Source organism: Microbacterium sp. HD4P20 (assembly GCF_019449275.2).
Lineage (GTDB): Bacteria > Actinomycetota > Actinomycetes > Actinomycetales > Microbacteriaceae > Microbacterium.
Map to the genome: position 1 here is coordinate 274,699 of NZ_JAHZQZ020000012.1, position 23,497 is coordinate 298,195.

Annotated in this window: 21 protein-coding genes; 14 read left to right on the top strand and 7 right to left on the bottom strand. The window is 69.5% G+C overall.

Features of this window, described 5'->3' with window-relative positions; genetic code table 11:
• Together K0817_RS06325 and K0817_RS06330 are read left to right on the top strand one after the other, a co-directional pair.
• Positions 1 to 2,319 (top strand): glycoside hydrolase N-terminal domain-containing protein, encoded by a 2,319-nt coding sequence (locus K0817_RS06325; RefSeq protein WP_219980535.1) that lies wholly within the window; start codon positions 1 to 3, stop codon positions 2,317 to 2,319.
• 9 nt (positions 2,320 to 2,328) lie between these two features.
• Positions 2,329 to 3,471 (top strand): ROK family transcriptional regulator, encoded by a 1,143-nt coding sequence (locus K0817_RS06330; protein ID WP_219980536.1) that lies wholly within the window; start codon positions 2,329 to 2,331, stop codon positions 3,469 to 3,471.
• 165 nt (positions 3,472 to 3,636) lie between these two features.
• Here the strand turns inward: K0817_RS06330 and K0817_RS06335 are convergent, their stop codons facing one another.
• On the bottom strand, positions 3,637 to 5,667 hold the full coding sequence (locus K0817_RS06335) for a beta-galactosidase (RefSeq protein ID WP_219980537.1): 2,031 nt from the start codon (positions 5,665 to 5,667) through the stop codon (positions 3,637 to 3,639).
• Positions 5,668 to 5,913: 246 nt separating this feature from the next.
• Here K0817_RS06335 and K0817_RS06340 point away from each other — a divergent pair, with 246 nt between their 5' ends.
• The 7 genes from K0817_RS06340 to K0817_RS06370 all read left to right on the top strand — a co-directional run bounded on the left by K0817_RS06340 (position 5,914) and on the right by K0817_RS06370 (position 14,503).
• Positions 5,914 to 6,954 (top strand): LacI family DNA-binding transcriptional regulator, encoded by a 1,041-nt coding sequence (locus K0817_RS06340; protein WP_219980538.1) that lies wholly within the window; start codon positions 5,914 to 5,916, stop codon positions 6,952 to 6,954.
• A 102-nt stretch (positions 6,955 to 7,056) separates the two neighbouring features.
• On the top strand, positions 7,057 to 8,367 hold the full coding sequence (locus K0817_RS06345) for an ABC transporter substrate-binding protein (RefSeq protein ID WP_219980539.1): 1,311 nt from the start codon (positions 7,057 to 7,059) through the stop codon (positions 8,365 to 8,367).
• A gap of 129 nt (positions 8,368 to 8,496) precedes the next feature.
• A complete protein-coding gene (locus K0817_RS06350; RefSeq protein WP_219980540.1) occupies positions 8,497 to 9,480 on the top strand; it encodes a carbohydrate ABC transporter permease in 984 nt (327 codons plus the stop codon).
• Positions 9,480 to 10,385: a carbohydrate ABC transporter permease gene (locus tag K0817_RS06355; protein WP_219980541.1), complete on the top strand. Its 906-nt coding sequence runs from the start codon at positions 9,480 to 9,482 to the stop codon at positions 10,383 to 10,385. The genes K0817_RS06350 and K0817_RS06355 overlap by 1 nt, the downstream gene beginning before the upstream one ends.
• Positions 10,385 to 12,631 (top strand): alpha-xylosidase, encoded by a 2,247-nt coding sequence (gene yicI / locus K0817_RS06360; RefSeq protein ID WP_219980542.1) that lies wholly within the window; start codon positions 10,385 to 10,387, stop codon positions 12,629 to 12,631. The genes K0817_RS06355 and yicI overlap by 1 nt, the downstream gene beginning before the upstream one ends.
• A 5-nt stretch (positions 12,632 to 12,636) precedes the next feature.
• Positions 12,637 to 14,097 (top strand): family 1 glycosylhydrolase, encoded by a 1,461-nt coding sequence (locus tag K0817_RS06365; RefSeq protein ID WP_219980543.1) that lies wholly within the window; start codon positions 12,637 to 12,639, stop codon positions 14,095 to 14,097.
• Positions 14,098 to 14,215: 118 nt separating this feature from the next.
• A complete protein-coding gene (locus tag K0817_RS06370; RefSeq protein WP_219980913.1) occupies positions 14,216 to 14,503 on the top strand; it encodes a GNAT family N-acetyltransferase in 288 nt (95 codons plus the stop codon).
• Here the strand turns inward: K0817_RS06370 and K0817_RS06375 are convergent.
• Positions 14,500 to 15,627, bottom strand: a complete 1,128-nt coding sequence (locus tag K0817_RS06375) for a serine hydrolase domain-containing protein (protein WP_253735224.1) — start codon at positions 15,625 to 15,627, stop codon at positions 14,500 to 14,502. The genes K0817_RS06370 and K0817_RS06375 overlap by 4 nt on opposite strands.
• Positions 15,628 to 15,695: 68 nt before the next feature.
• On the opposite strand from K0817_RS06375, the gene K0817_RS06380 reads away from it, so the two are divergent.
• From K0817_RS06380 to K0817_RS06390, 3 genes are all read left to right on the top strand, one after another.
• The gene (locus K0817_RS06380) at positions 15,696 to 16,118 is read left to right on the top strand and encodes a DUF1622 domain-containing protein (protein ID WP_219980915.1); all 423 of its coding nucleotides are present in this window, start codon (positions 15,696 to 15,698) and stop codon (positions 16,116 to 16,118) included.
• Between the two features lie 90 nt (positions 16,119 to 16,208).
• Entirely contained in the window at positions 16,209 to 16,433 is a 225-nt protein-coding gene (locus K0817_RS06385; protein ID WP_219980544.1) for a hypothetical protein, read from the top strand.
• A 10-nt stretch (positions 16,434 to 16,443) separates the two neighbouring features.
• Complete coding sequence (locus K0817_RS06390) at positions 16,444 to 17,007, top strand: hypothetical protein (RefSeq protein WP_253735225.1); 564 nt, start codon at positions 16,444 to 16,446, stop codon at positions 17,005 to 17,007.
• A gap of 82 nt (positions 17,008 to 17,089) precedes the next feature.
• Here the strand turns inward: K0817_RS06390 and K0817_RS06395 are convergent, their stop codons facing one another.
• Positions 17,090 to 17,893, bottom strand: coding sequence for a DUF1206 domain-containing protein (locus tag K0817_RS06395; protein WP_219980545.1), 804 nt, complete (start codon positions 17,891 to 17,893; stop codon positions 17,090 to 17,092).
• 136 nt (positions 17,894 to 18,029) lie between these two features.
• Positions 18,030 to 18,683 (bottom strand): TetR/AcrR family transcriptional regulator, encoded by a 654-nt coding sequence (locus K0817_RS06400; protein ID WP_219980546.1) that lies wholly within the window; start codon positions 18,681 to 18,683, stop codon positions 18,030 to 18,032.
• Positions 18,684 to 18,781: 98 nt separating this feature from the next.
• On the opposite strand from K0817_RS06400, the gene K0817_RS06405 reads away from it, so the two are divergent.
• A complete protein-coding gene (locus K0817_RS06405) occupies positions 18,782 to 20,212 on the top strand; it encodes a cytosine permease (RefSeq protein ID WP_219980547.1) in 1,431 nt (476 codons plus the stop codon).
• On the top strand, positions 20,209 to 21,819 hold the full coding sequence (locus K0817_RS06410) for an amidohydrolase (RefSeq protein WP_219980548.1): 1,611 nt from the start codon (positions 20,209 to 20,211) through the stop codon (positions 21,817 to 21,819). The genes K0817_RS06405 and K0817_RS06410 overlap by 4 nt, the downstream gene beginning before the upstream one ends.
• A gap of 42 nt (positions 21,820 to 21,861) precedes the next feature.
• Here the strand turns inward: K0817_RS06410 and K0817_RS06415 are convergent, their stop codons facing one another.
• The 3 genes from K0817_RS06415 to K0817_RS06425 all read right to left on the bottom strand — a co-directional run bounded on the left by K0817_RS06415 (position 21,862) and on the right by K0817_RS06425 (position 23,496).
• Positions 21,862 to 22,098, bottom strand: coding sequence for a hypothetical protein (locus tag K0817_RS06415; protein WP_219980549.1), 237 nt, complete (start codon positions 22,096 to 22,098; stop codon positions 21,862 to 21,864).
• Positions 22,099 to 22,200: 102 nt separating this feature from the next.
• A complete protein-coding gene (locus K0817_RS06420; RefSeq protein WP_219980550.1) occupies positions 22,201 to 22,932 on the bottom strand; it encodes an alpha/beta fold hydrolase in 732 nt (243 codons plus the stop codon).
• A 3-nt stretch (positions 22,933 to 22,935) separates the two neighbouring features.
• Positions 22,936 to 23,496: a hypothetical protein gene (locus K0817_RS06425; protein WP_219980551.1), complete on the bottom strand. Its 561-nt coding sequence runs from the start codon at positions 23,494 to 23,496 to the stop codon at positions 22,936 to 22,938.
• Between the last annotated feature and the right edge of the window lies 1 nt (position 23,497).

The following is a 23,497-nucleotide window of genomic DNA, read 5'->3' on the forward strand; positions in this document are numbered from 1 at the left end:
ATGACGAGCGTCCTTTCCTACCCGGCTGCGGCCGGTTCATGGCTGGAGTGCCTGCCGCTGGGAAACGGCAGGCTCGGCGCGATGCTCGACGGCGGGTTCCCAGCCACCCGTATCGGACTGAACGACGAGACGGCATGGTCGGGGAGCCCGGCGAGCGAGTCTGCGAGCGGGCTGATCAGCGCCGAGGACGCCGCCGAAGCCGTCGCCGAATCCCGCGCGGCGATCGCCGCCGACGACCCGGTCGCGGCCGCACGGGCGCTTCAGCGGCTCCAGGTCCCTTACTCGCAGGCCTACCTGCCTTTCGCGAGTCTCGTGCTGACCCGCACCGGCGCGCGGACTCCGGACTACGTGCGTCTCCTGGACCTGATGTCGGGCATACACGAGACCCGGTGCGGCGGAATCCGCGAGTACACGCTCGCGTCGGCGGTCCACGGCGTTCTGGCGCACCGCATCGAGAACGCGGAATCCATCGACCTCGCGCTGGAGAGCCCGCACCGCGAACTTCGGCGAGTCGCGGGGGACGGGTCGCTCGGCTTGATCGTGAGGCTTCCGTCCGACGTCGCCCCGACGCACGATCCCGGCGCACCGCCGGTGACCTGGTCGGATGCCCGGGGCGCGGCGCTCGAAGGAGCGGTCGCCGTGACGATCCGCCGTGAAAGCGGCGCGACGCTCGTCGTCGTGGCCACCGAGACGACGTTCGCCGGAGCCGGGACGCCTCCCGAGGGAGACGGGGAGTCGGCCTTCGAGCGTGCCCGGGCGCGCGCCGAGGCGGCCGCCGCACTCGGCTGGTCGGAATTGCGCGACGCGCACGAAGCCGATTTCGTGCCGCGGATGACCCGGACCCGAGTACACCTCGGCGCGGCGCCCACCGGCGCCGACGGCGCCGCCCTGCACCTCCCCGTCAGGCTGGAGCGCGCGTTCGCGAGCCGCTCCGGCACGTTGCAGACCGACCCCGCCCTGGCCGAGTTGCTGTTCGACTTCGGCCGCTACCTCCTTCTCTCGTCGTCGCGGCCGGGTGGGCTTCCGCCCACGCTCCAGGGCATCTGGAACGATGAGCTCCGGCCACCGTGGAGCTCGAACTACACCCTCAACATCAACCTTCAGATGAATCACTGGGCCGCACACGTCACGGACTTGAGCGAGAGCGCCGAGCCGCTGCTGCAGTTCGTGCAGGACCTTGCCGAGCGCGGCAACGAGACGGCCGCCCGCCTCTATGGAACGAGAGGCTGGGTGGCGCACCACAATTCCGACGCCTGGTTGCTCACGCATCCTGTCGGCGGCGGCCACGGTGACGCGCGCTGGTCGGCGTGGCCCCTCGCTTCGCTGTGGCTCGTGATGCACATCGCGGATGCCGTCGAGTTCGGTGCGATCTCCGACGCGCGGTTGCACGACCTGTGGCCGGCGGTGCGCGGCGCCGCCCGATTCGCTGTGGACTGGGTGCACGAGGACGCCGAGGGCCGGTGGATCACATCGCCGGCGACCTCGCCCGAGAACGCCTTCGTCCTGCCGGACGGTCGCGTGGGCGCGGTCGACGAGACGACGACGATGGACCTCGCGTTGATCCGGGAGGCCCTTCGCACGGCGATGCTCGTCGCCGACCGGCTCGGCATCGATCCCAGCGAGACGCAGGAAATGCAGGCACTGCTCGTGCGGCTCCCGAGCGAGCCCCGGGTCGGAGGCGACGGGGCGATCGCCGAATGGTCGCGTGATCGCACGGCGGAGGACGCGCACCACCGGCACCTGAGCCACCTGGTCGGACTGTACCCCGGCACTGCCCGGTGGTCCGATGAGGCTCGGCGTGCGGCCACCGTCACGCTGACGACGCGCGGCGACGACTCCTCCGGTTGGTCGCTCATCTGGAAGGCGCTGCTGTGGGCTCGGCTCGGTCGCGGAGAGAGGACGGGCGCCGTGCTCGAATTGCTGTTCCGCGACGCTCAGTCCGCCACGGGGCCCTGGGCCGGTGGCCTCTATCCGAATCTGTTCGCCGCCCACCCGCCGTTCCAGATCGACGCGAACCTCGGCTTCCCGGCTGTCCTGGCCGAAGCGATTCTGCAGAGCCACGACGGCATCGAGCTGCTACCCGCCCTGCCGCCGGCATTTCGCAACGGGGCGGCACATGGCCTCGTCGCACGGCCTGGTGTGCGCGTTCACGTCGAGTGGAGAGAGGGCGACCTCGTCCGAGCCACGCTCCAGGCGCGTCCCGGCGTGGACCCCGGCTCACTACGGCTTCGCTACAGAGGGTCCGAGATCTCGCGCCCGCTCGGCGCGGGCGAGACCATCGAACTGTCGGCCGCGGACTTCCGCGTCGGGAAGTCCTAGGCTGTGGTCGTGTCCGCCGTGTCGCCGACCGTCGCTGCGTGGCCCGACCTTCCTGAGACCGAGCGTCGTGTGCTTCTGGATCTGCTGCTGCTCGGGCAGCAGCCGCGGGTGCGCATCGCGGAACGACTGGGCTTGTCTCGCACGAGCCTCACGCGCGTCACCCGTGGCCTGATCGAGGCCGGACTGGTGGTGGAGGGCGCGGTGCAGGCGTCGGGCGCCCGGGGACGGCCGGTGGAGATGCTCCACCTGCGCCCCGACGCCGCGCACTTCGTCGGAGTCAAGCTCACCGCCGACATGATGTATCTCGTGGTGACCGACCTCCGGGCGCGCGTCGTCACGGAGGCATCCCACCCTCTGCCCAACCGTGAGGTGCAGGACGTCGTGGACCTCATCGCGGGGTCCATCCCATCGATCGCCGGCGGCCCCATCGCGGCCATCGGCATCGCCGTGGCCGGTGACGTCACCGACACGCCGGACGGCGGCATCCTCCATCACTCGAACTTCCTGGGATGGGATGCCGTCGCTCTCGCTCGCCTGGTGACCGCGGCGTCGGGGCGGCCGGCCACCGTCGCGAACGATGTACACGCCCTCGCCGGCGCTCACCACTGGTTCGGTACGGATGCCCGGCATGGATCCCTCGTCGTCTACGGTGTCGGCGCGGGAATCGGCTCCGGCGTCGTGCTCGGCGGGGAACTGCATCTGGGAGCCAACGGCAGAGCCGGCAGGGTCGGCCACACGCGGGTGGGCGGACGTGGCAGGCAGTGCGCGAACGGGCACGTCGACTGCGTGCACAGCTTCGTCACGATGCCTGCGATCGAGCACAACGCCGGCGTCGCGGCGGGCAGGTACTCCGACGCCCTCGCGCGTGCCCGCGGGGGTGAGAAGACAGCCCTCGCGGCGTTCCAGGGCGCGAGCCGTGGCCTGGGTGGCGCGATCGCCGAGGCGGTGAACGCGTTCGACCCCCAGGTCGTGGTCGTGATGGGGGAGGGCACCGACATGCTGGACATCGCGCCCGCGAGCGTGCGGGAGGCACTGGCTGAGTTCCTCGAACAGGGCGATGCCGAGGCCGTCAGGATCGAGCGCCCGGACTTCCACTTCGGGCTCTACGCCCGCGGCGCCGCGGTCGCGGCGATGCGCCGGGTGCTCGCCTGAACATCGCGCGGACGACCCTCGAACGCAACGCACGCCGGGAGAGCTATCGCGGGACCGGCCGTGAGTTCCGACTGCTCCGGGTCGAGCCGCAAGCCCCGCCGACTGATGCCGCGGGTTGAGCTCGTCGCCCCGCAGCAGGACGCCTTCCCGGCGTTCCGGTGGTGGTCAGGCGCTTGCTGCGGCCGTGATGCGCCACTCCGCCGCATCCTCGCGGATCACGGCGACGCCGCCTGGCTCGAGTGCGAACACATTCGCAGCGGCGGTGACGAGGTCGACGCCGCGGCCCTCGACCCGCACCGGAGCCGAGCCGTGATGCAGCAGGAAGAGGTAGTCGGACGCCGCACCGCGGCGGCGGATCGCCTCGACTCCCAGTTCGATCGCACCCTCGACGGTCGGCCGGATGCCGAGACCTGAGGCGAGGCCGGCCAGGAGGGCGTCGCGAGCCTCCTGCGTGAGGCGCGTCGAGACGTACGTGGCGGTTCCGGCCCCGTACGCGCGGCGCGTGATTGCGGGCGAACCGGAGAGCGGACCGGCGGCGTAGATCGCTGTCGCCTCGGCACCGTCGAGGTGGACGCGCTCGCTCCACAGCTCACCACGTAGACCGTCCGACAACTCGATCTGCTCGTCATCGGCGAGAGGGCGGATCTCCTCCACCCGGACGCCGAGGAGGTCGCGAAGCATGCCCGGGTAGCCACCGGGGATCACCCGCTGCGACGGGTCGGCGACGCCGGTGAAGAAGGAGACGACCACGTGCCCGCCGCCGGCGACGTACGCCTCGAGCCACGCGGCCGTGTCGACGTTCATGGCGTACAGCGCGGGCACGACCAGCAGACGGTATCGCTGCACGTCGCCCCCGGGGCGGACGAAGTCCACCGGAAGCCCTGCGCGCCAGAAGGAGCGGTGCGTCGCCCGCACTTCGTCGGCGTAGTCGAGGGCGTCGTTGGGCAGGTGCGGTGTCTCGAGCGACCACCATCCCTCTGCGTGCCACACGATCCCGATCTCGGCTTCGAAGACGCGGCCGTCGGCTGGGGGCTCAGCGACCTCGCCGATCCGCTCGAGGATCTCGCCCAGCCGGACGATCGCCTCGAAGCCGCGAGAGTCCGCGCCGACGTGCGGCACCATCGCGCCATGCCAGACCTCGGAGCCTCCGGCGCCCGCGCGCCACTGGAAGAAGAGCGAGCTCTGCGACCCCCGCGCGATGTAGCCGATGGAGTTGCGGATCATGCGGTCGGGCTCTTTGACGAGGGTGCCATTGCCGACCCGGATGCCCGTCGCGTTCTGCTCCATGAGCACCCATGGGCCGTCTGCCCACGAGCGGGTCAAGTCGGAGCCGTACGCGACGTGCGTCTCGCCATCCGGACCCGCGGTGTCGAGGTAGTGGTCCACCGAGACGAAGTCCTGGGCGTCGCTCCAGGCCCACTGCTCGAGATGGTTCCATGTCGGAAGCATGAAGTTGGTGGTCACCGGCGCCGACGATCCGGTCGACCGGATCTCGTCTACCTGCTCGCGGTACGCCGCGAGCATCTCGTCGGAGCAGAAGCGCTTGAAGTCGACCGCGTGCGCGGGGTTGTGCAGGTACTGGGTCTGCCGCGGCGGGAGGACTTCGTCCCAGCTGCCGTAGCGCTGCGACCAGAACGCGGTGTACCACGCGCCGTTGAGGTTCTCGAGCGTGCCGTACTTGTGCTCAAGCCATTGCCGGAAGGCGCGCGCGGCATGGGGGCCGTGGTCGATCGTCCCGTACTCGTTGTGGATGTGCCAGCCGCGGAGCCCCGTGTGCGTGCCGTAGCGCTCGCCGAGGAAGCGCGCGACGCGCCTCGCGGCGTCGCGATACGCCGGCGCGCTGATCGCATACGTGTCACGGGAGCCATGAAGGACGGGGGTGCCATCCGCCCGGAGGGGCAGGGCGTCGGGATGCGCGCTCGTGAACCACGGCGGGGGCGAGGCCGTGGGCGTGGCGAGGAAGAACCCGATACCGGCATCCGTCAGCAGCGCGATGATGTCGTCGAGCCAGGCTGCGTCGAACTCGCCCTCGCGCGGTTCGAGCATCGCCCACGAGAACACGCCGATCGTGACGGTGTTGACCCGCGCTCGCTTCATCAGCTCGATGTCTTCGAGCCACACCTCGCGAGGCCACTGCTCGGGGTTGTAGTCGCCGCCGAAGAGCAATCGGCCGGGGCTGAAGGGCGGGTGCGACATGGCGCGCGGGTCTCCTGTCTCGGCTTGGGCGGCCTCACCACAGGCTGGGGTGATCGCGAGGTTGAAGCCTTGGCGTTCGTCAGGCTATCGGTCCAGGAAGGCTCCACGGACGCATCGAACGTATTTGTTGGCGAATTCGACAAACCACTTGCACTTGATCCATGACTGTGCCTAACATGCCTGTCGAAGCGCTTACGCGAAGCGCTTCGATCTCCACCCCGAACATCCTGAGACGACGAGGTCGGCATGGCGAACATCAACGAAGTGGCTGCGGCCGCCGGTGTATCGATCAGCACCGTCTCGTACGCGCTCAGCGGCAAGCGCCCCGTCGCTGCCGACACGCGCCGGCGCATCGAAGCCGCGGTGCAGGAGCTCGGGTACAGCCCGAACGCCGGCGCGCGGATGCTTGCCGGCCGGCGAACGCAGATCTTCGCGCTGACCGAGCCGCTGCGCAAAGACACCCACGCCCCGACCCACATGGCGTTCGTCCTCGCCACGGCGGTGGCGGCACGCCGTCATGACTACGACATCCTCCTGCTGACCGACGAAGAGGCGCACGCCGGGATGCGGCGGGTCGCGGCGAACGGCTTGGTGGACGCGATCTTGGTTCTCGACGTCGCTCCCGAAGATCCGCGTGTCGAACTCGCACGCCAGATCTCCACCCCGACCGTCTTTATCGGCATCCCGAACGACAACGACGGTCTCGTGTGCGTCGACCTCGACTTCGAGGCCGCGACGGCCAAGGCGGTGGATGTGCTCGCGGACGCAGGTCACACCTCGATCGGACTCATCGGTCAGGCCGAGACCGCGTACGAGATGTCCAACTTCCCGCCTCGCGTCCGGGCGTCCTTCTGGGCGCACGCGGCGGAACGCGGAGTCGCAGCGGCGTATGGCACGTCCGGCGGCAAGCGCGTCAGCCGGACCGTGGCGCGCGCCGCAGCGGTTCGCATGATCGAGGACGGTGCGACCGCCCTGGTGCTGCACTGCGCGGAGGAGGCGCAGGCCTCGATCCTGGCCGAGCTGGCCGAGCGGGGCCTCCGCGTGCCCGATGACATCTCGGTCATCTCCGTCGGCGCGTCCTTCGACACCGCGGCACTGTCGACTCCGGTCGACTCGATCCCGCTGCTGCCGGAAGCCTCGTGCGAGCTGGCCGTCGAACTCGCGGTGCAAGCCCTGGACGACGCTGCGCCCGAGCCCGGATTGCGCCTCATCCCTCCCACCTATACCCCCCATGGATCCATCGCCCCGCCCGCAGTCCGATCCGAGATGAGCGCTTCGGTTCGGTAGAACGCATTCGGTCACCGCCGCATGCTTCGAGTCGAAGCGCTTCGATAGCTTCACACCCAACGTCCCGACCACCAGCAGGTCACCAAGAAAGGAGTGCCACCGATGGCACGAATCACCCGCAAGAGCAGCCGGCGCGCACTGACCGCCGTCGGCGCCCTCACGATCGGCGCACTGGCGCTGTCGGCGTGCGCCGCCGGCGGAGGCGAAGAGGCCGACGACAACACCCTGACGCTCTGGCACTTCGAGGGCGAGAACAGCGCGATGGGCATCGCGTGGGAGGAGGCGATCAAGGTCTTCGAAGAGGAGACCGGCGCCACCGTCGAGTTCGAGGCGAAGAGCTTCGAGCAGATCCGCTCCACCTCGAGCCAGGTGCTCAACTCCGATGAGGCCCCCGACATCATGGAGTACAACAAGGGCAACGCGACCGCGGGCCTCCTGGCGAGCCAGGGTCTGCTGGCCGACATCAGCGACGCCGTCGAAGAGTACGGCTGGGCCGACCAGCTCGCCCCGGCGCTGCAGACCACCGCGCGCTACGACGACGAGGGCGTCATGGGCTCCGGCCCCTGGTACGGCATCCCGAACTACGGCGAGTTCGTCACGGTGTACTACAACAAGGATGCCTTCGCCGCGGCCGGGCTCGAGATCCCGACGACGTACGACGAGTTCACCGCTGTGCTCGACGCGTTCGTGGCCCAGGGCATCACGCCGCTCGCCGAGTCCGGTCTGGAGTACCCGCTCGGACAGCTCTGGTACCAGCTGGCGCTGAGCCAGGCCGACCGCCAGTTCGTCAACGACTACCAGCTCTACGAGAACCCCGTGGACTGGCAGGGCGACGAGATCACGTACGCCACCGAGACCCTCCTCGAGTACGTCGACAAGGGCTACATCTCGCCCGACGTGACGGGCCTGAAGGCCGAGGATGCCGGCGTCTCGTTCATCAACGGCAACTCCCCGATCTTCGTGTCGGGCAGTTGGTGGTACGGCCGCTTCGTCGACGAGATCGACGGCTTCGACTGGGGGCTGTTCCCCTTCCCCGACAGCGAGCTGAGCCTCGGCTCGTCGGGCAACCTGTGGGTCGTTCCCGAGCGCTCGGGAAGCAAGGACCTCGCGTACGAGTTCATCGACATCACGATGCGTCCCGAGATCCAGGCCCTCATCGGCAACAACGGCGGTCTCCCCGTCGCCGCGGATGAGGCCGACATCACCGATGAGAAGAGCCTCGAGCTGATCCAGGCGTTCAACGCCGTGAACGAGAACGACGGACTGTCGTTCTACCCCGACTGGCCCACGCCCACCTTCTACGACGCGCTGGTGGCCGAGCTGCAAGAGCTGGTGAACGGCACCAAGACGCCGGCCGAGGTGCAGCAGTCGCTCGGCGACGAGTACGAGTCCTACGCGGCGGACTTCCGCTGATCACCTGCCCGGGCGGCCGCGCCGCCCGGGCACCCCGCCGGCTCGTCTCGTGGACAAGTCGAGTCGGCAGCGGGATGCCGCGGCACGCGGTGCCGCGGCATCCCACCCCATTCGAACCTGGAGAAGGACATGACCGCCGTCCCCTTCGTGCGCCCCGAGAAAGCCACGCGCACCAAGCTTCCTCCCGAGGAGCCGTTGATCCCGCAGCGCGGGCGCGGCGGCTCGGGCGCCTACTGGCTCTACCTGCTGCCGGGATTCGTGCTGCTCACGGTGATCGTGCTCATCCCGCTGGGCTGGAACATCTTTCTGAGCTTCACCGAATGGCGCGGCATCAGGCCTCCGGAGTTCATCGGCCTCGAGAACTGGATCGAGCTGATGGGCGACGCCAAGTTCTGGACGTCGTTCGGCAACAGCATCTGGATGATCGTCGCGATGGTGATCTTCCCGACGGTCATCGGCCTCATTCTTGCCGCGCTGCTGTTCGATCTGGTCGGCCGCAAGTTCGGCGGCAGGCTCGCGAGCTTCCTCCGCGCCACGTACTACCTGCCGCAGATCCTGCCCGCCGCGATCGCGGGCATCGTGATCGGCTGGATCCTGCGTCCTCAAGACGGCGCGCTCAACACCATCCTGGAGAACATCGGCCTCGGCGCCCTCACCCGCAACTGGCTCGGCAGTCCCGACACCGCCCTGGCCAGCCTCATGGTGGTGCTGGTCTGGATCCAGATCGGCTACCCGATCGTCGTCTTCATGGCGGCGCTGCAGCGGGTGGATCCTGAGCTGTACGAGGCGGCCGAGCTCGACGGCGCGAACTGGTTCCAGCGGTTCCGGGCGATCACCGTCAGCATCATCCGACCCGAGATCTACGTCGTGACGCTCACCTGCACCATCGCCGCGCTCAAGGTGTTCGGCCCGGTCTACGTCCTGACGCGGGGCGGCCCGGGCGACGCCACGAACGTGCCCGCGTACTACGCGTACACCGAGTTCTTCCAGTCGCAGCAGGTCGGGTACGGCGCGACCATCGCGACGGCCCTGACGATCGTGATCGCGATCGTGTCGGTGCTCTTCATCCGCGCGCAGAACGCCGCGGAGCGCAAGGAAAGGGCGGGACTGTGATGGCCGCCACGATGACTCTCACCACCGCCGACAAAGCGGGCGCAGGGCCCGGGCGCGCGCGGCGCGGCCGCGGCGGCATGTACAAGAAGAAGGGCGTCGACTGGCTGATGCTGGCGTTCGCCGTCGCCGCCGCGATCCTGATCATCGCGCCGTTCTATCTGATCCTCGTCAACTCGTTCAAGTCGCCGGCGGACTACTCCAACAGCGGTCCGCTGTCGCTGCCCACCGAGTTCTACGTCGACGGCATCGCGGCGTTCTGGGAGCGCGTGAACTTTCCCGAGAAGGTGTGGAACTCGTTCTTCATCTCGGGCGCCGTCGCGGTGCTCGCCGTCCTCATCTCGGTGCTGAACGCATTCGCCATCGGCATCGGGCGCGTGCGCGGGCGCTCGTGGGTCGTGCTGCTGTTCCTGCTGGCCAACCTGCTGCCGCAGGAGGCGCTGCTGTACCCGCTGTACTACATGTTCAAAGCGGTCGGGCTGTACAACAACGTGTGGTCGGTGATCATCATCTTCACGGTGATCCAGGCCGCGTTCGGCACCTACCTCCTCGCGTCGGTGTACGGCACCTTCCCCAAGGAGGTCCTCGAGGCCGCGTCGATCGACGGGGCCGGCCGCTGGCAGATCCTGTGGCGCGTCATCTTCCCGATCTCGCGTCCGACGCTCTCGGTGCTGCTGATCTTCTTCTTCATCTGGACGTGGAACGAGTTCCTCATTCCGTTGACGTTCCTGGTCTCCAACGCCAACCAGACGGTCCCGGTCGCGATCAGCGTGCTGCAGGGCGACCGCCTGATGGACGTCACCACCACGAGCGCGTCGGCCCTGCTCGGCCTCATTCCCACGCTCATCTTCTTCCTCATCTTCCAGCGCACGCTGACGCGTGGCATCACGGCAGGAGCAGTCAAGTAATGAAGTTCACCGACGGGTTCTGGCAGCTTCGACCGGGCGTCACAGCCCTGTACGCCCAGGAGGCGTACGACATCTGGCAGACCGACACCGCGGCCGACGGGCAGGCGCTGGTCGTCACCGCGCCCACCGGTGTGATCGCCAAGCGCGGCGACACCCTCAACCGCGCCGTGCTCACCGTGACGCTGTCTTCGCCGCTGGAGGGCGTGGTGCGGGTGCGCATCGCCCACCACGAGGGCGGAGCCTGGCACGGCGGCTTCGAGCTGACCGGCGCCCTTCACGACGATCGCCCTGGAGCGGGCGTGGGGACCGCCACCGCCGACGGCGGGGTGCTCACCACGGGTGCCCTGACCGCACGGGTGACCCCTGGCGCGCCGTGGAATCTGTCGTTCGAGGTCGACGGGCGGCGTGTGACCGGCAGTGGTCACAAGTCGGCCGGATACATCCGGCTCGCCGCCGACGCGCAGGTCGACCCGGGCGTCGTGCGCAACGCGCGCGCGGGCGTCGAGGTGCCGCAGCCCGACACGTTCGTGCACGAGCAGCTCGATCTCGGCGTCGGGGAGCTGATCTACGGACTCGGCGAGCGGTTCGGGCCGCTCGTGAAGAACGGCCAGACGGTCGACGTGTGGAACGCCGACGGCGGCACGTCGAGCGAGCAGGCGTACAAGAACGTGCCCTTCTACGTCTCGAACCGGGGCTACGGCGTGCTCGTCAACGACCCGGGTCACGTCTCGTACGAGATCGGCTCCGAGGCTGTCGAGCGCGTGCAGTTCTCGGTGCCGGGCGAGGTGCTGGAGTACTTCGTGATCGCCGGGCCGACCCCGAAGGATGTGCTCTCGCGGTACACGGCGCTCACGGGGCGCCCTCCGGTGGTGCCGGCATGGTCGTACGGGCTGTGGCTTTCGACGAGCTTCACCACCGACTACGACGAGGCGACGGTGACGTCGTTCATCGACGAGATGGCGGCGCGCGAGCTGCCGGTGTCGGTCTTCCACTTCGACTGCTTCTGGATGCGCGAGTTCAACTGGTGCGACTTCGAGTGGGACCCGCGTACCTTCCCCGACCCCGAGGGCATGCTGGCCCGTCTGCACGAGAAGGACCTGCGGGTCTGCGTGTGGATCAATCCGTATATCGGCCAGCGCTCGCCGCTGTTCGCCGAGGCTGCTGCGCAGGGGTACCTCGTGACGCGACCCGACGGGTCGGTGTGGCAGTGGGACCTGTGGCAGGCGGGCATGGGCCTGGTCGACTTCACCAACCCGGATGCGACCGCGTGGTACCAGGGCCACCTTCGTCGCCTGATCGACCAGGGCGTCGACTGCTTCAAGACCGACTTCGGCGAGCGCATCCCGCTCGAGGTGGATTACTTCGACGGCTCCGACCCGTCGCGCATGCACAACCTCTATACGCACCTCTACAACCAGGCGGTGTACGACGTCCTCGTCGAGGCGCGCGGTGAAGGCGAGGCCGTGCTGTTCGCACGCTCGGCGACCGCCGGCGGGCAGTCGATGCCGGTCCACTGGGGTGGCGACTCGACCTCGACCTTCCCGTCGATGGCTGAGACGCTGCGCGGCGGGCTGTCGCTCGCGATGAGCGGGTTCGCGTTCTGGAGTCACGACATCGGCGGTTTCGAGGGAACTCCGGATGCCGCCGTCTTCAAGCGCTGGACCGCGTTCGGCCTGCTCGGCAGCCACTCCCGCTTCCACGGCTCGGGCTCGTACCGGGTGCCGTGGGCGTTCGACGACGAAGCCGTCGAGGTGACGCGCGTGTTCGCGCAGCTGAAGATGCGGCTGATGCCGTACCTGAATCAGGTGGGTATCGACGCGGCGCGCACGGGCGTTCCGGTGATGCGGCCGATGCAGCTCGAGTTCCCCGACGACCCCGCGACGGCATATCTCGACCGCCAGTACATGCTCGGCGGCGACATCCTCGTGGCACCGGTGTTCACCGAATCAGGTGAGGTGGAGTTCTACCTGCCCGAGGGCACGTGGACGAGCCTCCTCACGGGCGAGAGACTCGAGGGCGGTCGGTGGGTGCGTGAGACCCACGGGTTCCTGAGCCTGCCGCTGTACGTCCGGCCAGGCGCGGTGCTGCCATGGGGGGCGCGCACCGACCGGCCGGACTACGACTACCTCGATGGCCTCGCCCTGCGGGTCTTCCCGGGGGGAACGGGCACGGCCCAGGTGACGGTCACCACCCCCGACGGGCGCTCGCAGACGTTCGCGGTGGATCGTGCGGAGGTGACAGAGTGAGTGCCGTGACCTCGACGCCCGATGCCCCGGGTTCGCTCGTTCAGGGCAGCCCCGACTACCGAGACTCGGGGCTCGTCTTTCCGCCGGGGTTCACCTTCGGCTCGGCCACCGCGTCGTACCAGGTCGAGGGCGCGGCCGCCGAGGACGGCCGTCTTCCTTCCATCTGGGACACCTTCAGCAAGACTCCCGGCAAGGTCTGGAACGGCGACACGGGTGACGTCGCATGCGACCACTACCACCGGTGGGAGGGCGACCTCGACCTCATGAAGGAGCTCGGGCTCGGCGCCTATCGCTTCTCGATCGCGTGGCCACGCATCGTCCCGAATGGGACCGGAGAGGTGAACCAGGCGGGCATCGACTTCTACTCACGGCTGGTCGACGGCCTGCTCGCGCGCGGCATCCGTCCCGTCGCGACGCTCTACCACTGGGATCTGCCGCAGCCGCTGGAGGATGCCGGTGGCTGGGAGTCACGCGCCACCGCTGACGCCTTCGAGCGCTACGCCGAGATCATGGGCACGGCGCTCGGCGACCGCGTGCACACGTGGACCACGCTGAACGAGCCGTGGTGCTCGGCGTACCTCGGCTACGGCCAGGGCGGCCACGCGCCGGGGCGTCATGAGCCGGCGGCCGCGCTCGCCGCGGTGCACCACCTCAACCTCGCGCACGGCCGCGCGGTTGAGGCCCTGCGCGCGAGCTCGACCGGCGACCCGGACTACTCCATCACGCTCAACTTCCATGTGCTCCGGGGTCTCGGCGATGGAGCGGCCGAGGCGGTGCGCCGCGCGGATGCCCTCGCCAACCGCGCGTTCACCCACCCGCTGCTGAAGGGCGAGTACCCCGCGGATCTGCTCGAAGACACGGCATCCGTCACCGACTGGTCCTTCGTGCATGACGGCGACCTTGCGGTCATCAATCAGCCGATCGACGTGCTGGGGGTCAATTACTACTCGACGGCGACCGTGCAGCTGTGGGACGGCGTCTCGCCGAAGCAGATGAACGACGGGCACAAGGGCGCCCCCGGGGGGACCGCCTGGCCCGGCAGCGACCACGTGCTCGAGTTCGTCGAGCAGCCGGGGCCGTACACCGCGATGGGGTGGAACATCGCGCCCGAAGGTCTCGAGGAGCTGCTGATCTCGCTGCGAGACCAGTTCCCCGGCCAGCCCCTCATGGTCACCGAGAACGGGGCGGCGTTCGACGACGTCGTCGCCGAGGACGGCTCGGTGCCCGACCCGCAGCGCCTCGACTATCTGCGCCGGCACTTCACCGCGGCCCACCGGGCGATCCAGCGCGGAGTCGACCTGCGCGGCTACTTCGTGTGGTCGCTGCTGGACAACTTCGAGTGGGGCTACGGGTACGCGAAGCGGTTCGGCATCGTCCGCGTCGACTTCGACACCCTCGAGCGCACCGTCAAAGACAGCGGGCACTGGTATTCCGAGCTGGCGAAGACGGGCGTGCTGCCGGACTGAGCACTCGCCGCGGCGACGCCCTGGGAGTCCGCCGGGATCTCCCCGGGTGATCGCCGCGACATCCCGCCCGCTTCGTCCCGATGTGGGAGGGCAGGCGTAGCCTGTCGGCGTGGCTGAGATGCATTTCACGAAAGAAGCGGATGCCTCGCGCTACACGCTGCATCGCGGTGACGAGCTGGTGAGCGTGCTGGACTACCGCGACGACGGCCGTACGGTCGCCATGACACGGGCCTACACGATCCCGACGTTCCGCGGTCACGGGTACGCGGGTCAGGTGGTGGATCGGGCGGTGGCCGAGCTCGAGCGCAGCGGCGACCGCACGGTGATCCCGGTGTGCTGGTACGTGGCGGACTGGTTCGACGAGAATCCCGACCGGCGCGGCATCCTGGCACACCGCCCCGCTTAGCCGGGCAGCTCCTGCAGGTCCGAGAGCAGGCCGAAGACCCGCTCGTCCATCTCGACCTGCGTCATGACGATGCAGATGGTCCCGTCCGGGTCGACGAAGTAGTCGGTGCCGAAGCCGCCCGACCATCCGAAGCGCCCGCGCCGTGGGCCCTCGGTCCTCACGGCCGCGCCGAATCCCCAGCCCATGCCGTTCCAGAACCCCGGGAAGAAGCTGTCGGGCGTCTTGACGGCCGCGTCGACCTGATCCGTCCGCAGCTGCTCCGCGAGATCAGCGCCGACCAGACGGCCGTCCAACAGTGCGCGCAGGAACGCGTGGTAGTCGCGGACCGTCGAGACGAGCTCGGAATGGCTCTCGTCGAACGGGGCGGGTCCGGTGTGGAACCCGCCGCCGGCCGGTTCCACCTCGACGAGGCCGGACTCACCACGACGATAGGCGGGTAGCAGGCGGTGCGCCTGATCGGCAGGCACCCGGAATCCGGTGTCGGGCATTCCCACGGGCTCGAAGATCGATGCCCTGAGCAGGTCGGGCGTCGGCATCCCGGCGAGGCGGCCCAGGAGGATGCCGAGCAGGCCGAACGAGAGATGGTACCGCCATCCCCGGCCCGGCTGATGAGCGAGGGGCAGGGCGGCGAGGGCGTCGAGCCACTCCTGCGCGGCGCGATCCGCTGACTCATTCGTGGGCTGCAGGCCGGCCGCGGCCATCGCGCGCTGCAACGGCGTGTCGGCGGGGATCACGCCGTACCCGGACTGGTTCGTCAGCAGATCCCGCAGGGTGATCGCCTTCGCGGCGGGCACCGTGTCATCGAGGTCGGATTCGGGGTGCCGCAGCACGCGACGCGCCGCGAGCTCGGGCAGCCAGGGCTCGAGGGAGTCGTCGAGTCCGACCTCGCCCTTCTCGACGAGCTGCAGAGCCGCGACAGCAGTGATCGTCTTCGTCATGGACTGGATGCGGAAGATCGCATCGGGGCGCAGTGCCGGCTGATCAGGGCCGGCGGCGCCCACGACGATCGTGTCGAGGTCGGCGCCGACGGTCGCGACGGCACCCGGCATCGTGCCGGCGTCGACGTGGCGGGCGAGCAGGCGGCGAAGATCCTCGGTCGAGGTGGGGGTGTGAGGGGTGGACACCAGACCAGCGTGCCATCTTCGAAGACGTGTCGCTCGGACGAGGGCGGCCCTAAGCTGACGACGTGCACATGGAGGACGTCTTCACGGCGATCGCAGTCGGCTTCGAGGCGCTCGGCGCCGCCGCGATGATGGCCGGATTCGTCATCGCCCTCGTGCTCGGGGTGCGATCGATCGCGCGGGGCGAGGGCGGGCGAGCAGCTTTCCTGGTGCTGCGCACGACGCTCGGCTCGGCGATCCTGCTCGGCTTGGAGATCCTCGTCGCCGCCGATCTCATCCGCACCATCACTTCCAAGCCGTCCCTCGAGGACGCCCTCATCCTCGGTCTCATCGTGCTGATCCGCACGATCTTGTCGATATCGATCCAGATCGAGATCGAAGGGACCCTGCCGTGGCGGCGTGCGCTGCTGCGCAGCGGCGGCCAGATGATCGGCGACGCAGTCGCTCGCGACCAGGCTGCCGCGACGGCGGCGCGCACCGCCGCGACGGAGTGATCGCCACGTCGCAGGACTGATGCGCGTTGTCAAGCCCATGACGTAGGAGGGCGGGACGCGGGACGCTGGTGCAGACGAGAGGAGCGCGCCATGGAACGCGAGTTGCCCGAAGGAGTCATCAACGCCGATCCGGCCGGTGGCTGGGATGAGGTCGACGACCTGGAGAGCCAGGAACGCAGCGCCGAAGCATCCGATGCCGATCTGCTGTTGACGGATGCTGCACTGCAGCCCGACGATCCGGTCGAGGGAGAAGCAGCCAGGCGTGGCGCAGACCCGGACCTGGCCGGCGACGCCGACCGCGGCGAAGAGCCCTGAGAGGAAGAGCATGAGCACGACAGGAAACGAGTTCGAGCGCCCGGGCGTCAATTATCCCGACCGTGAAGATGCGGACGGGGCGACAGACACGCCGGAGGCCGAGGATGCCACGCGAGACGAAGCCTCCATGGGTGCGCCGAGCGCGACCGGCGGCGCGCCGGGTGTGGCGCAGACCGACGATGCCGCCGGCCAGGCCGGCGGCGATGCCGGCATGCCGGACGACGTGAGTCACGAGGCGGTCGGGATCGGCGTGGTCGACGGCACCGACCACCACGGACACGACGAAGGCCGCGACACCGTGACGGCCGACGCGGCCCAGCACACCCGGAACGGACTCGGCTCCGAGCAGGAGCAGCGGCTGCCGGCCATGGATCAGAACAATGCTCCGGACATCGACAAGGTGGCCGGCATCGTCGCACAGACGCGCGCAGACGTGGGAACCGAGCCGCACGAGCGAATCGTCGAGGTGCTGCACCAGCGACTGGACCAGTCGGGTGTCGATCTGCCCGATTCCGACGTCGACGAGCTCGCACGGCAGGTGTCGACCGGCGACGCGCAGAGCCCCTCGGGGTGACGCGGACCTGAACCCCGCGCGTCTGCGACTCGCCCCGCCCGCTTCCGGGCGGGGCGACGTCGTCTCCGGTCCGCGCGAGGGGTCACATCCGGGCGTAGCGGGCGCGGGCGAAGCAGTAGAGGCCGTACACCACGAGCCCGGCGCCCACGATCCACAGGATCGCCGCGCCGAACGGCAGTTCAGTGAGTGCCCGCAGGGCCGCGTCCAGCCCGCCGGCCGTGTCTGGGTCGTGCGTGAGGGCCGCGACCACGAACAGTACTCCGGTCACACCCACGGCGATGCCCTTCGCGACGTAGCCGGCGACGCCGAACGCAACGATGCCCTTCTCCGCGGCCCCGTCGGGCAGGTCGAGGTGCTCTTCGAACCGGCGCCCCACGCCGCGGACGATGAATGCCACTCCGATCGCTGCCACCACGACGCCGACGAGCACGAGCAGCACGACGCCACCGGGCGTCGCCAGCAGCTGCGCGCTGAACGACTGCGCCGGATCCGACGACTGCGTGCCGCCGCCGAGGGCCGCGATGAGCGCCGTTCCCGCGATGGCCAGGTAAGCCACGGCGGTGCCGACGTACTTGGCGCGACGACCCCATTTCTTCTTGGCGTCGGGGTCGCTTTCGATCACCGCCTCCGCGATCTGCCAGATGGCCAGGGCGACGAGACCCAGCACGATGACCCACAGCATCACCATGCCCGCCGGTGCTTCGCGGATCTTCGCCACTGCGCCGCTCTGGTTCGCCTCCCCTCCACCTCCGCTCACGACGATGGAGATCGCGATCGCCCCGATCAGGATGTGCAGGATACCCAGCACGACGTAGCCGGATCGGGCCAGTACGCGGAAGACGGTCGAACTCTGAGCGCGTCGAGCGGCACTCTCGGGATTGGTCACAGCGGGAGCGTAGCGACGAGATGCGATTCGTCGCAGATGCTTGCGTTCGGACCTCGGCTGTGCTTACCGAGTCCGGCGCAGCGGTCGCGAGCAGACCGGCGGCGACAGCATCGACGTCCACGTGATGCGACGCCGGTCATGACGAGCCGGACGATGCCCGGCGTGCGTCGATCGCCGTGCGAAGCGACCCGGGGGTGATGCGCAGCACCCACTCGGCGACATCGGCCACGAAGTGGCGGTAGACCGGGCGGGTGTAGTCGCCGGAACTGTTCACGTAGGACCCGCTGCCGTCGATCGCGATCAGTATCCGGATGCCGGCGGCCTCGGCATCCGTCTCTGCGAAGTCTCCCGACGCGACACCGTCGCGGATGAGCGAGACCAGCCGCGCCCGGTCGAGCGCATCCTGCTCCTCGAGCTCGTCGTTCAATGCCGGCCGGAACCGCGAGAGGTGCCGTGCGTTCAGCCACAGGCGCGCGAGCGGCTCGGACGCGCCGGTCTCGATGTGGTGGAGGAAGTGCGCCAGCCGCTCGACGGGTCCGCCGATGGAGGGGAAGAATCTCTCCCGCTCAGCCTCGGCGGCGCGCGCGAACGCCCTCACGACCAGGTCGTCGGCCGCCGGAAAGTAGTGCGTGATCAGCCCCGGCCGCACGCCGAGCCGTTCGGCGACCGCTCGCAGCGTGATGCGCTCCAGCCCCTCCTCGATCGCGATCGTGGCGGCTGCGGCGAGGATCTCGTCGCGCCGTTCCTCCGGACGCTTCCGCAGTCGCGTCGAAATCGCGCTTGACGTCATGATCGCCATGCTATTGAATGTGTGACCAATAGTCCATTGGCCACGTGACCAATAGCGGGCGGCTGACCAGCGACGATGCGTGGTCTGGAGAGGAACGAATGTCCCACTTGCAAGCCCTCGATGGCGAGTTCATCGATGCCCCCAGCCGGCCCGAGACGCGAGGGATCGAACTCATCGCGGATTCGGAGCGCCATGGCCGCGCCCGCGACCTGTTCTTCATCTGGGCGGCGCCGAACGTCAGCATCCTCAATTTCACCGTCGGCGCGACGCTGATCCTGCTCGGGCTCCAGGTAGGGCAGGCCATCGCCGTCATCCTGGCCGCATCGGTGCTCTGGATCCTGCCGGGTGTCATCGCTGCGAGCGGGCCCGCAGCCGGCACATCCGGTTCCGTCGTGACCCGCGCGATGTACGGCATCCTCGGCAACAAGCTGTTCGTCGCGTTCGTCGGATGGTTCATCGGGGCGGTGTTCCTGTCACTGACGTGGCTCGCGTCCTCGTTCATGGGCGCCGACCTCCTTCGTCGGCTGGGCCTCGAGGATCCGCTCTGGGTGCCGATCGGGGTGACACTGGTGATCTCCGCGGTCACGATCCTCGTTGCGATCTTCGGCCACGGCCTGATCCTGCGCATCTATCCCGCGATGGCTGCCGCCCTGTTCGTCATCTTCCTGGTGGTCGCCGCGTTCATCCTGCCGACGGCGGACTGGGGCTACACCGCGCCGGTGCCGCTGAGTGGCGCCGAGACGTGGTCGGCGATGTCGATCGGATTCACGATCCTCGCCTCGACTCCGCTGTCGTTCATCAACAGTCCCGACATCGCGCGCTACCTTCCGCGGTCGACGAAGCCGTCGCACATCGCCGCGGCGACCGCCCTCGGCGGAGCGGTGCCGTTCATCGTGTTCACGAGCATCGGCGCGTTGCTGGCCACCGGCATGAGTGCCGCCGCCTTCGACGCAGGCATCGACGTGGCTCTGGTCGACCTTCTCCCGACATGGCTCGGCCCCGTGCTGGTCGTGGGCGTCATCCTCAACACCATCGCCCTCAACGCCATGACGGCCTACACGTCGAGCATGGCGCTGCAGGCGATCGGCTTCCGGCTTCGTCGCATCCCGGCAGCCATCATCGTCGGCGTCGTCGGGACTGCGCTGACGATCTATCTCGTGCTGTCGTCGAGCCTCATCGAGGCGGCCAACCTCATGCTGCAGTTCCTCGTCATCGTGTCGGGGCCGGCCATGGCGATCTTCGTCGTGGACGTCGCGCTGCGCCGCTACGCCTACGACGGCGTCGACCTGTTCGATGCCCGTCCCGGCGGGCGCTACTGGTACACCGGCGGGTGGAGCATCCCGGGACTCGCGTCGCTGTTCGCGGGCGGGATCACGACGGCACTGTGCCTGGCGACCGATGTGTGGGCGGGTCCCCTCGCGCAGGCGACCGGCTTCATCGATCTCTCCGTCCCGCTCGGGATGCTCGTCGCCGGCGGGGCGTACGCGATCCTGGTGCGGACGCCCCTCGCGAAGGAAGGACGCCCATGACCACGCTCTACCGCAACGGCCGCATCTTCACGGCCGACCCCCGCCCCGAGCATGCGTGGGCCGATGCCTTCGTCGTCGACCACGACATGATCGTGTTCGCCGGAGCGGCCGTCGATGCACCCACGGCGGAGGACACCGTCGACCTGGAGGGAAGCCTCGTCGTGCCCGGGTTCACCGACGCGCACACCCACCTCCTCGGTATGGGGACCGCGCTCGGACAGCTCCACCTCACCGATGCCCGCAGTCTCGAAGACATCCAGGCGAGGCTCCGCGGGGCGCGCGCCGACGCACCGGACGCGCCGGCGCTGTGGGGCCGCGGCTGGCTGTTCGACTCCGTTCCCGGCGGCAGGCCCACCGCCGAGATGCTCGATACGGCCGTGCCCGATGTTCCTGTCTTCCTCGACGCGAACGACTACCACTCCTGCTGGGTCAACACGGCGGCGCTGGCCGAACTGGGCATCACCCGCGACACCCCCGATCCGCTGGGCGGGTCGATCGGGCGCACGGCGGACGGCGAACCCGACGGCATGCTGTACGAGACCGCGGCGACCCAGTACGCGTGGGCGCACCGAGACGCCACGATGACGGATGCCGATCGGGACGTGGCTGTGGAGCGCGTGCTCCGCGCGTACCCGGCGGCGGGGGTCACCGGGGTGGTCGACATGGCATTCGATGACCTCGGACTCCAGGCCTTCCAGCGCGCGCTGGCGCGTCGTGACGGCGAGCTGCCGATCCGCGTGGCGGCGCACTGGTTCGTCGCGAACACCGGTGACCCCGCCGAGAACCTCCGTCAGGTCGCTCGCGCCGCAGAACTGGCCACGAGTTCGTCGACACCGTGGCTGCGGATCGTCGGGATCAAGCTCGTGCTCGACGGCGTGATCGACGCGTGCACGGCCGCGATGCGGCATCCGTATGCCGACGGTTCCAACGCCGAGCCGATCTGGCCGCTCGAACAGCTGGCGCCCGTCGTGGCGGCCGCTGACGCCGCCGGCCTCCAGGTCGCGCTGCACGCCATCGGAGACTACGCCAGCGAGATCGCCCTCGATGCGATCGAGCGCGCAGCGGCGACCAACGGCGACCGCCCGCGGCGACACCGCCTCGAACACCTCGAGTACGCCGCGCCGGGCACCGCCGAGCGGATGGCACGACTGGGGGTGACGGCATCCATGCAGCCCGTCCACGCGGATCCCGCGATCTTCGCCAACTGGGCCGAGATGCTCGGCGACGAACGCGTGGACCGTGCCTTTCCGTGGCCCGAGTACGAGGACGCCGGCGCCCTGCTGGCCTTCTCGACCGATGCCCCGACGGCGCCGCACGAAGCGCTGGCCAACATGTACGTCGCGACGACGCGCGCATCCGCGCTGGATCCCGGCGTCGCCGCCATCCATCCGCACTACGCCCTTCCGCTGGACCGCGCGATCGCGCACGCGACGCGTGACGCGGCGGCCTCGGTGGGCGACGGTGATTGGCGCGGTCGGATCGCTGCGGGTTGCGCCGCCGACTTCGTGGTGCTCGATGCGGACCCGTTCGCGACCGGCGCCGAGTCTCTGCTGACGGCGCGGGTCGATCAGACGGTGGTGGCGGGGCGCCGCCGGTACGCGAGCTGATGCACCGCGCCCCGCCCGCGATGCCGGGCGAGGCGCCGTGCGTCAGGCGGTCGCGCAGACGGTGGTGCAGGCGTCGGCGGCACGGTGGGCGCCGATCGGCCGAGGCCATGCCGCGCGCTTGACGCGGGGCACGACGGCGACCGGCGGCGACACCGCGGGTGCCTGCTCCGGTTCGGCGGCGCGGTGCTCACGGATCGAGGCGAGCAGGGCGATCTCACGATCACGGGTCCACGTGTCGTGTCGGTACTGGTGTTCGGCGGCGGTGACGAGCGAGAGCATGATTCCTCCGTGGTTTCCGACAGTGGAAACCTACGCGGGGGTTCCGACATTGCCGACGCAGGAGTGGTTGGCAGGAATCGGATGCTGGACGGCAGGGCGCCGTCACCTGTCGTGGACGAATCGGAGGATCTCACGGGCCGAGGTCGCGGCATCCCGGATCATCGTCTCGTGGCCGTGCCCCGGCACCTCGACCAGCCGGCCGTCGGGCAGCGCCGCCACGACACTGCGGCACCACTCGGGTGGCGCCACGATGTCGTTCTCGCCGCGCAGCACGAGAGCCGGCGCGGTCACCCGGGGGAAGGTGCGCTCCGGCCGATGGACGAGCATCGCACGGAACTTCGCCCGCAGGTGCGGCCCCGCGCGCACATACTCGCGCGCGCCGATCGCGATCACCCGGGGACTCTCGACGGCGATGTCGCGCAGCAGGCGCCACAGCTGCTGCGGCGCCGTCCGGGCGGAAGGGTCGACCGTCGGGCCGATCAGCACGATCCGGTCGACGACTTCTGGGTGACGCGCGGCGATCTCGACGACGATCTGCGCGCCCATCGAGTGCCCGACCAGCACGGCCGGTCTGCCGACGCGAGCACGGAGGAATTGCGCCACGAGGTCGGCGTTGCGCTCCATCGTGAGCACCCGCGGCGGCTCGGGCGCTTCGCCGTAGCCGGGGAGGTCAAGGGCGAGCACCTCGCCGTCGTCGAGATGATCGGCGAGCGCTGCGAACACGCTCCTGCCCATTCCGATGCCGTGCAGGAGGACGAAGACGGGGTCGCCGGCGCCGCGCCGCTCGGCGATGAGCGTCGCGCCGGCGTGCGTGAAGGACTGGACCACCGCCACGGATCAGGCCGCGCCCGGCTGGTCGTGCAGTCCGACGCGGTCGGGGATGTCGAACTGCACGCGGGGCAGCCACGTCTGCGGATCGGGCCACGGGCGGGACGCCGGCAGCGCCCGCAGTCGCGCACGCAATGCGGAACCGGATGCCTCGACCGGAAGCACGCGCGAGGGCGCGTGGTGCGCGAGAGCGCCGAGCCACCAATGCCGCCAGGTGCCCTCGATCGCTTCGGGACCAGCAACGACGTAGTAGTCGGGCATCACGGCGTCGCCCGACGAGAACAGCGCGAGCAGCGCCTCGACCTCGACCTCGAGCGACCCGAGCGTCGCGCGCTCCTCGTACAGCTCGACCCACGCGGCCGCGACGTGCTCGAGCGGGTCGGCGTCGTGTACGACATAGGGGTGCGACACCGATGCCACCAGGTGCGCGGCCACGGCCGGATCGGCCTCGCGCAGCGACAGCGCCACGAGCGCCGGGACATCGGCGAGTCCGGTGAGCAGGTCGTCGCTGTCGGCACCGACGAGCGCCACGACGGTGGATCGCGGGGCGGTATCTGCGTTGTGCGCCATA

What these genes read in the sequence shown, in the direction of transcription:
- K0817_RS06325 (WP_219980535.1), top strand. Translation starts at nt 1, where the DNA reads ATGACGAGCGTCCTTTCCTACCCGGCTGCGGCCGGTTCATGGCTGGAG.
- K0817_RS06335 (WP_219980537.1), bottom strand. Translation starts at nt 5,667, where the DNA reads ATGTCGCACCCGCCCTTCAGCCCCGGCCGATTGCTCTTCGGCGGCGAC.
- K0817_RS06340 (WP_219980538.1), top strand. Translation starts at nt 5,914, where the DNA reads ATGGCGAACATCAACGAAGTGGCTGCGGCCGCCGGTGTATCGATCAGC.
- K0817_RS06345 (WP_219980539.1), top strand. Translation starts at nt 7,057, where the DNA reads ATGGCACGAATCACCCGCAAGAGCAGCCGGCGCGCACTGACCGCCGTC.
- K0817_RS06350 (WP_219980540.1), top strand. Translation starts at nt 8,497, where the DNA reads ATGACCGCCGTCCCCTTCGTGCGCCCCGAGAAAGCCACGCGCACCAAG.
- K0817_RS06355 (WP_219980541.1), top strand. Translation starts at nt 9,480, where the DNA reads ATGGCCGCCACGATGACTCTCACCACCGCCGACAAAGCGGGCGCAGGG.
- yicI (WP_219980542.1), top strand. Translation starts at nt 10,385, where the DNA reads ATGAAGTTCACCGACGGGTTCTGGCAGCTTCGACCGGGCGTCACAGCC.
- K0817_RS06370 (WP_219980913.1), top strand. Translation starts at nt 14,216, where the DNA reads ATGCATTTCACGAAAGAAGCGGATGCCTCGCGCTACACGCTGCATCGC.
- K0817_RS06380 (WP_219980915.1), top strand. Translation starts at nt 15,696, where the DNA reads ATGGAGGACGTCTTCACGGCGATCGCAGTCGGCTTCGAGGCGCTCGGC.
- K0817_RS06385 (WP_219980544.1), top strand. Translation starts at nt 16,209, where the DNA reads ATGGAACGCGAGTTGCCCGAAGGAGTCATCAACGCCGATCCGGCCGGT.
- K0817_RS06390 (WP_253735225.1), top strand. Translation starts at nt 16,444, where the DNA reads ATGAGCACGACAGGAAACGAGTTCGAGCGCCCGGGCGTCAATTATCCC.
- K0817_RS06400 (WP_219980546.1), bottom strand. Translation starts at nt 18,683, where the DNA reads ATGACGTCAAGCGCGATTTCGACGCGACTGCGGAAGCGTCCGGAGGAA.
- K0817_RS06405 (WP_219980547.1), top strand. Translation starts at nt 18,782, where the DNA reads ATGTCCCACTTGCAAGCCCTCGATGGCGAGTTCATCGATGCCCCCAGC.
- K0817_RS06410 (WP_219980548.1), top strand. Translation starts at nt 20,209, where the DNA reads ATGACCACGCTCTACCGCAACGGCCGCATCTTCACGGCCGACCCCCGC.
- K0817_RS06415 (WP_219980549.1), bottom strand. Translation starts at nt 22,098, where the DNA reads ATGCTCTCGCTCGTCACCGCCGCCGAACACCAGTACCGACACGACACG.
- K0817_RS06425 (WP_219980551.1), bottom strand. Translation starts at nt 23,496, where the DNA reads ATGGCGCACAACGCAGATACCGCCCCGCGATCCACCGTCGTGGCGCTC.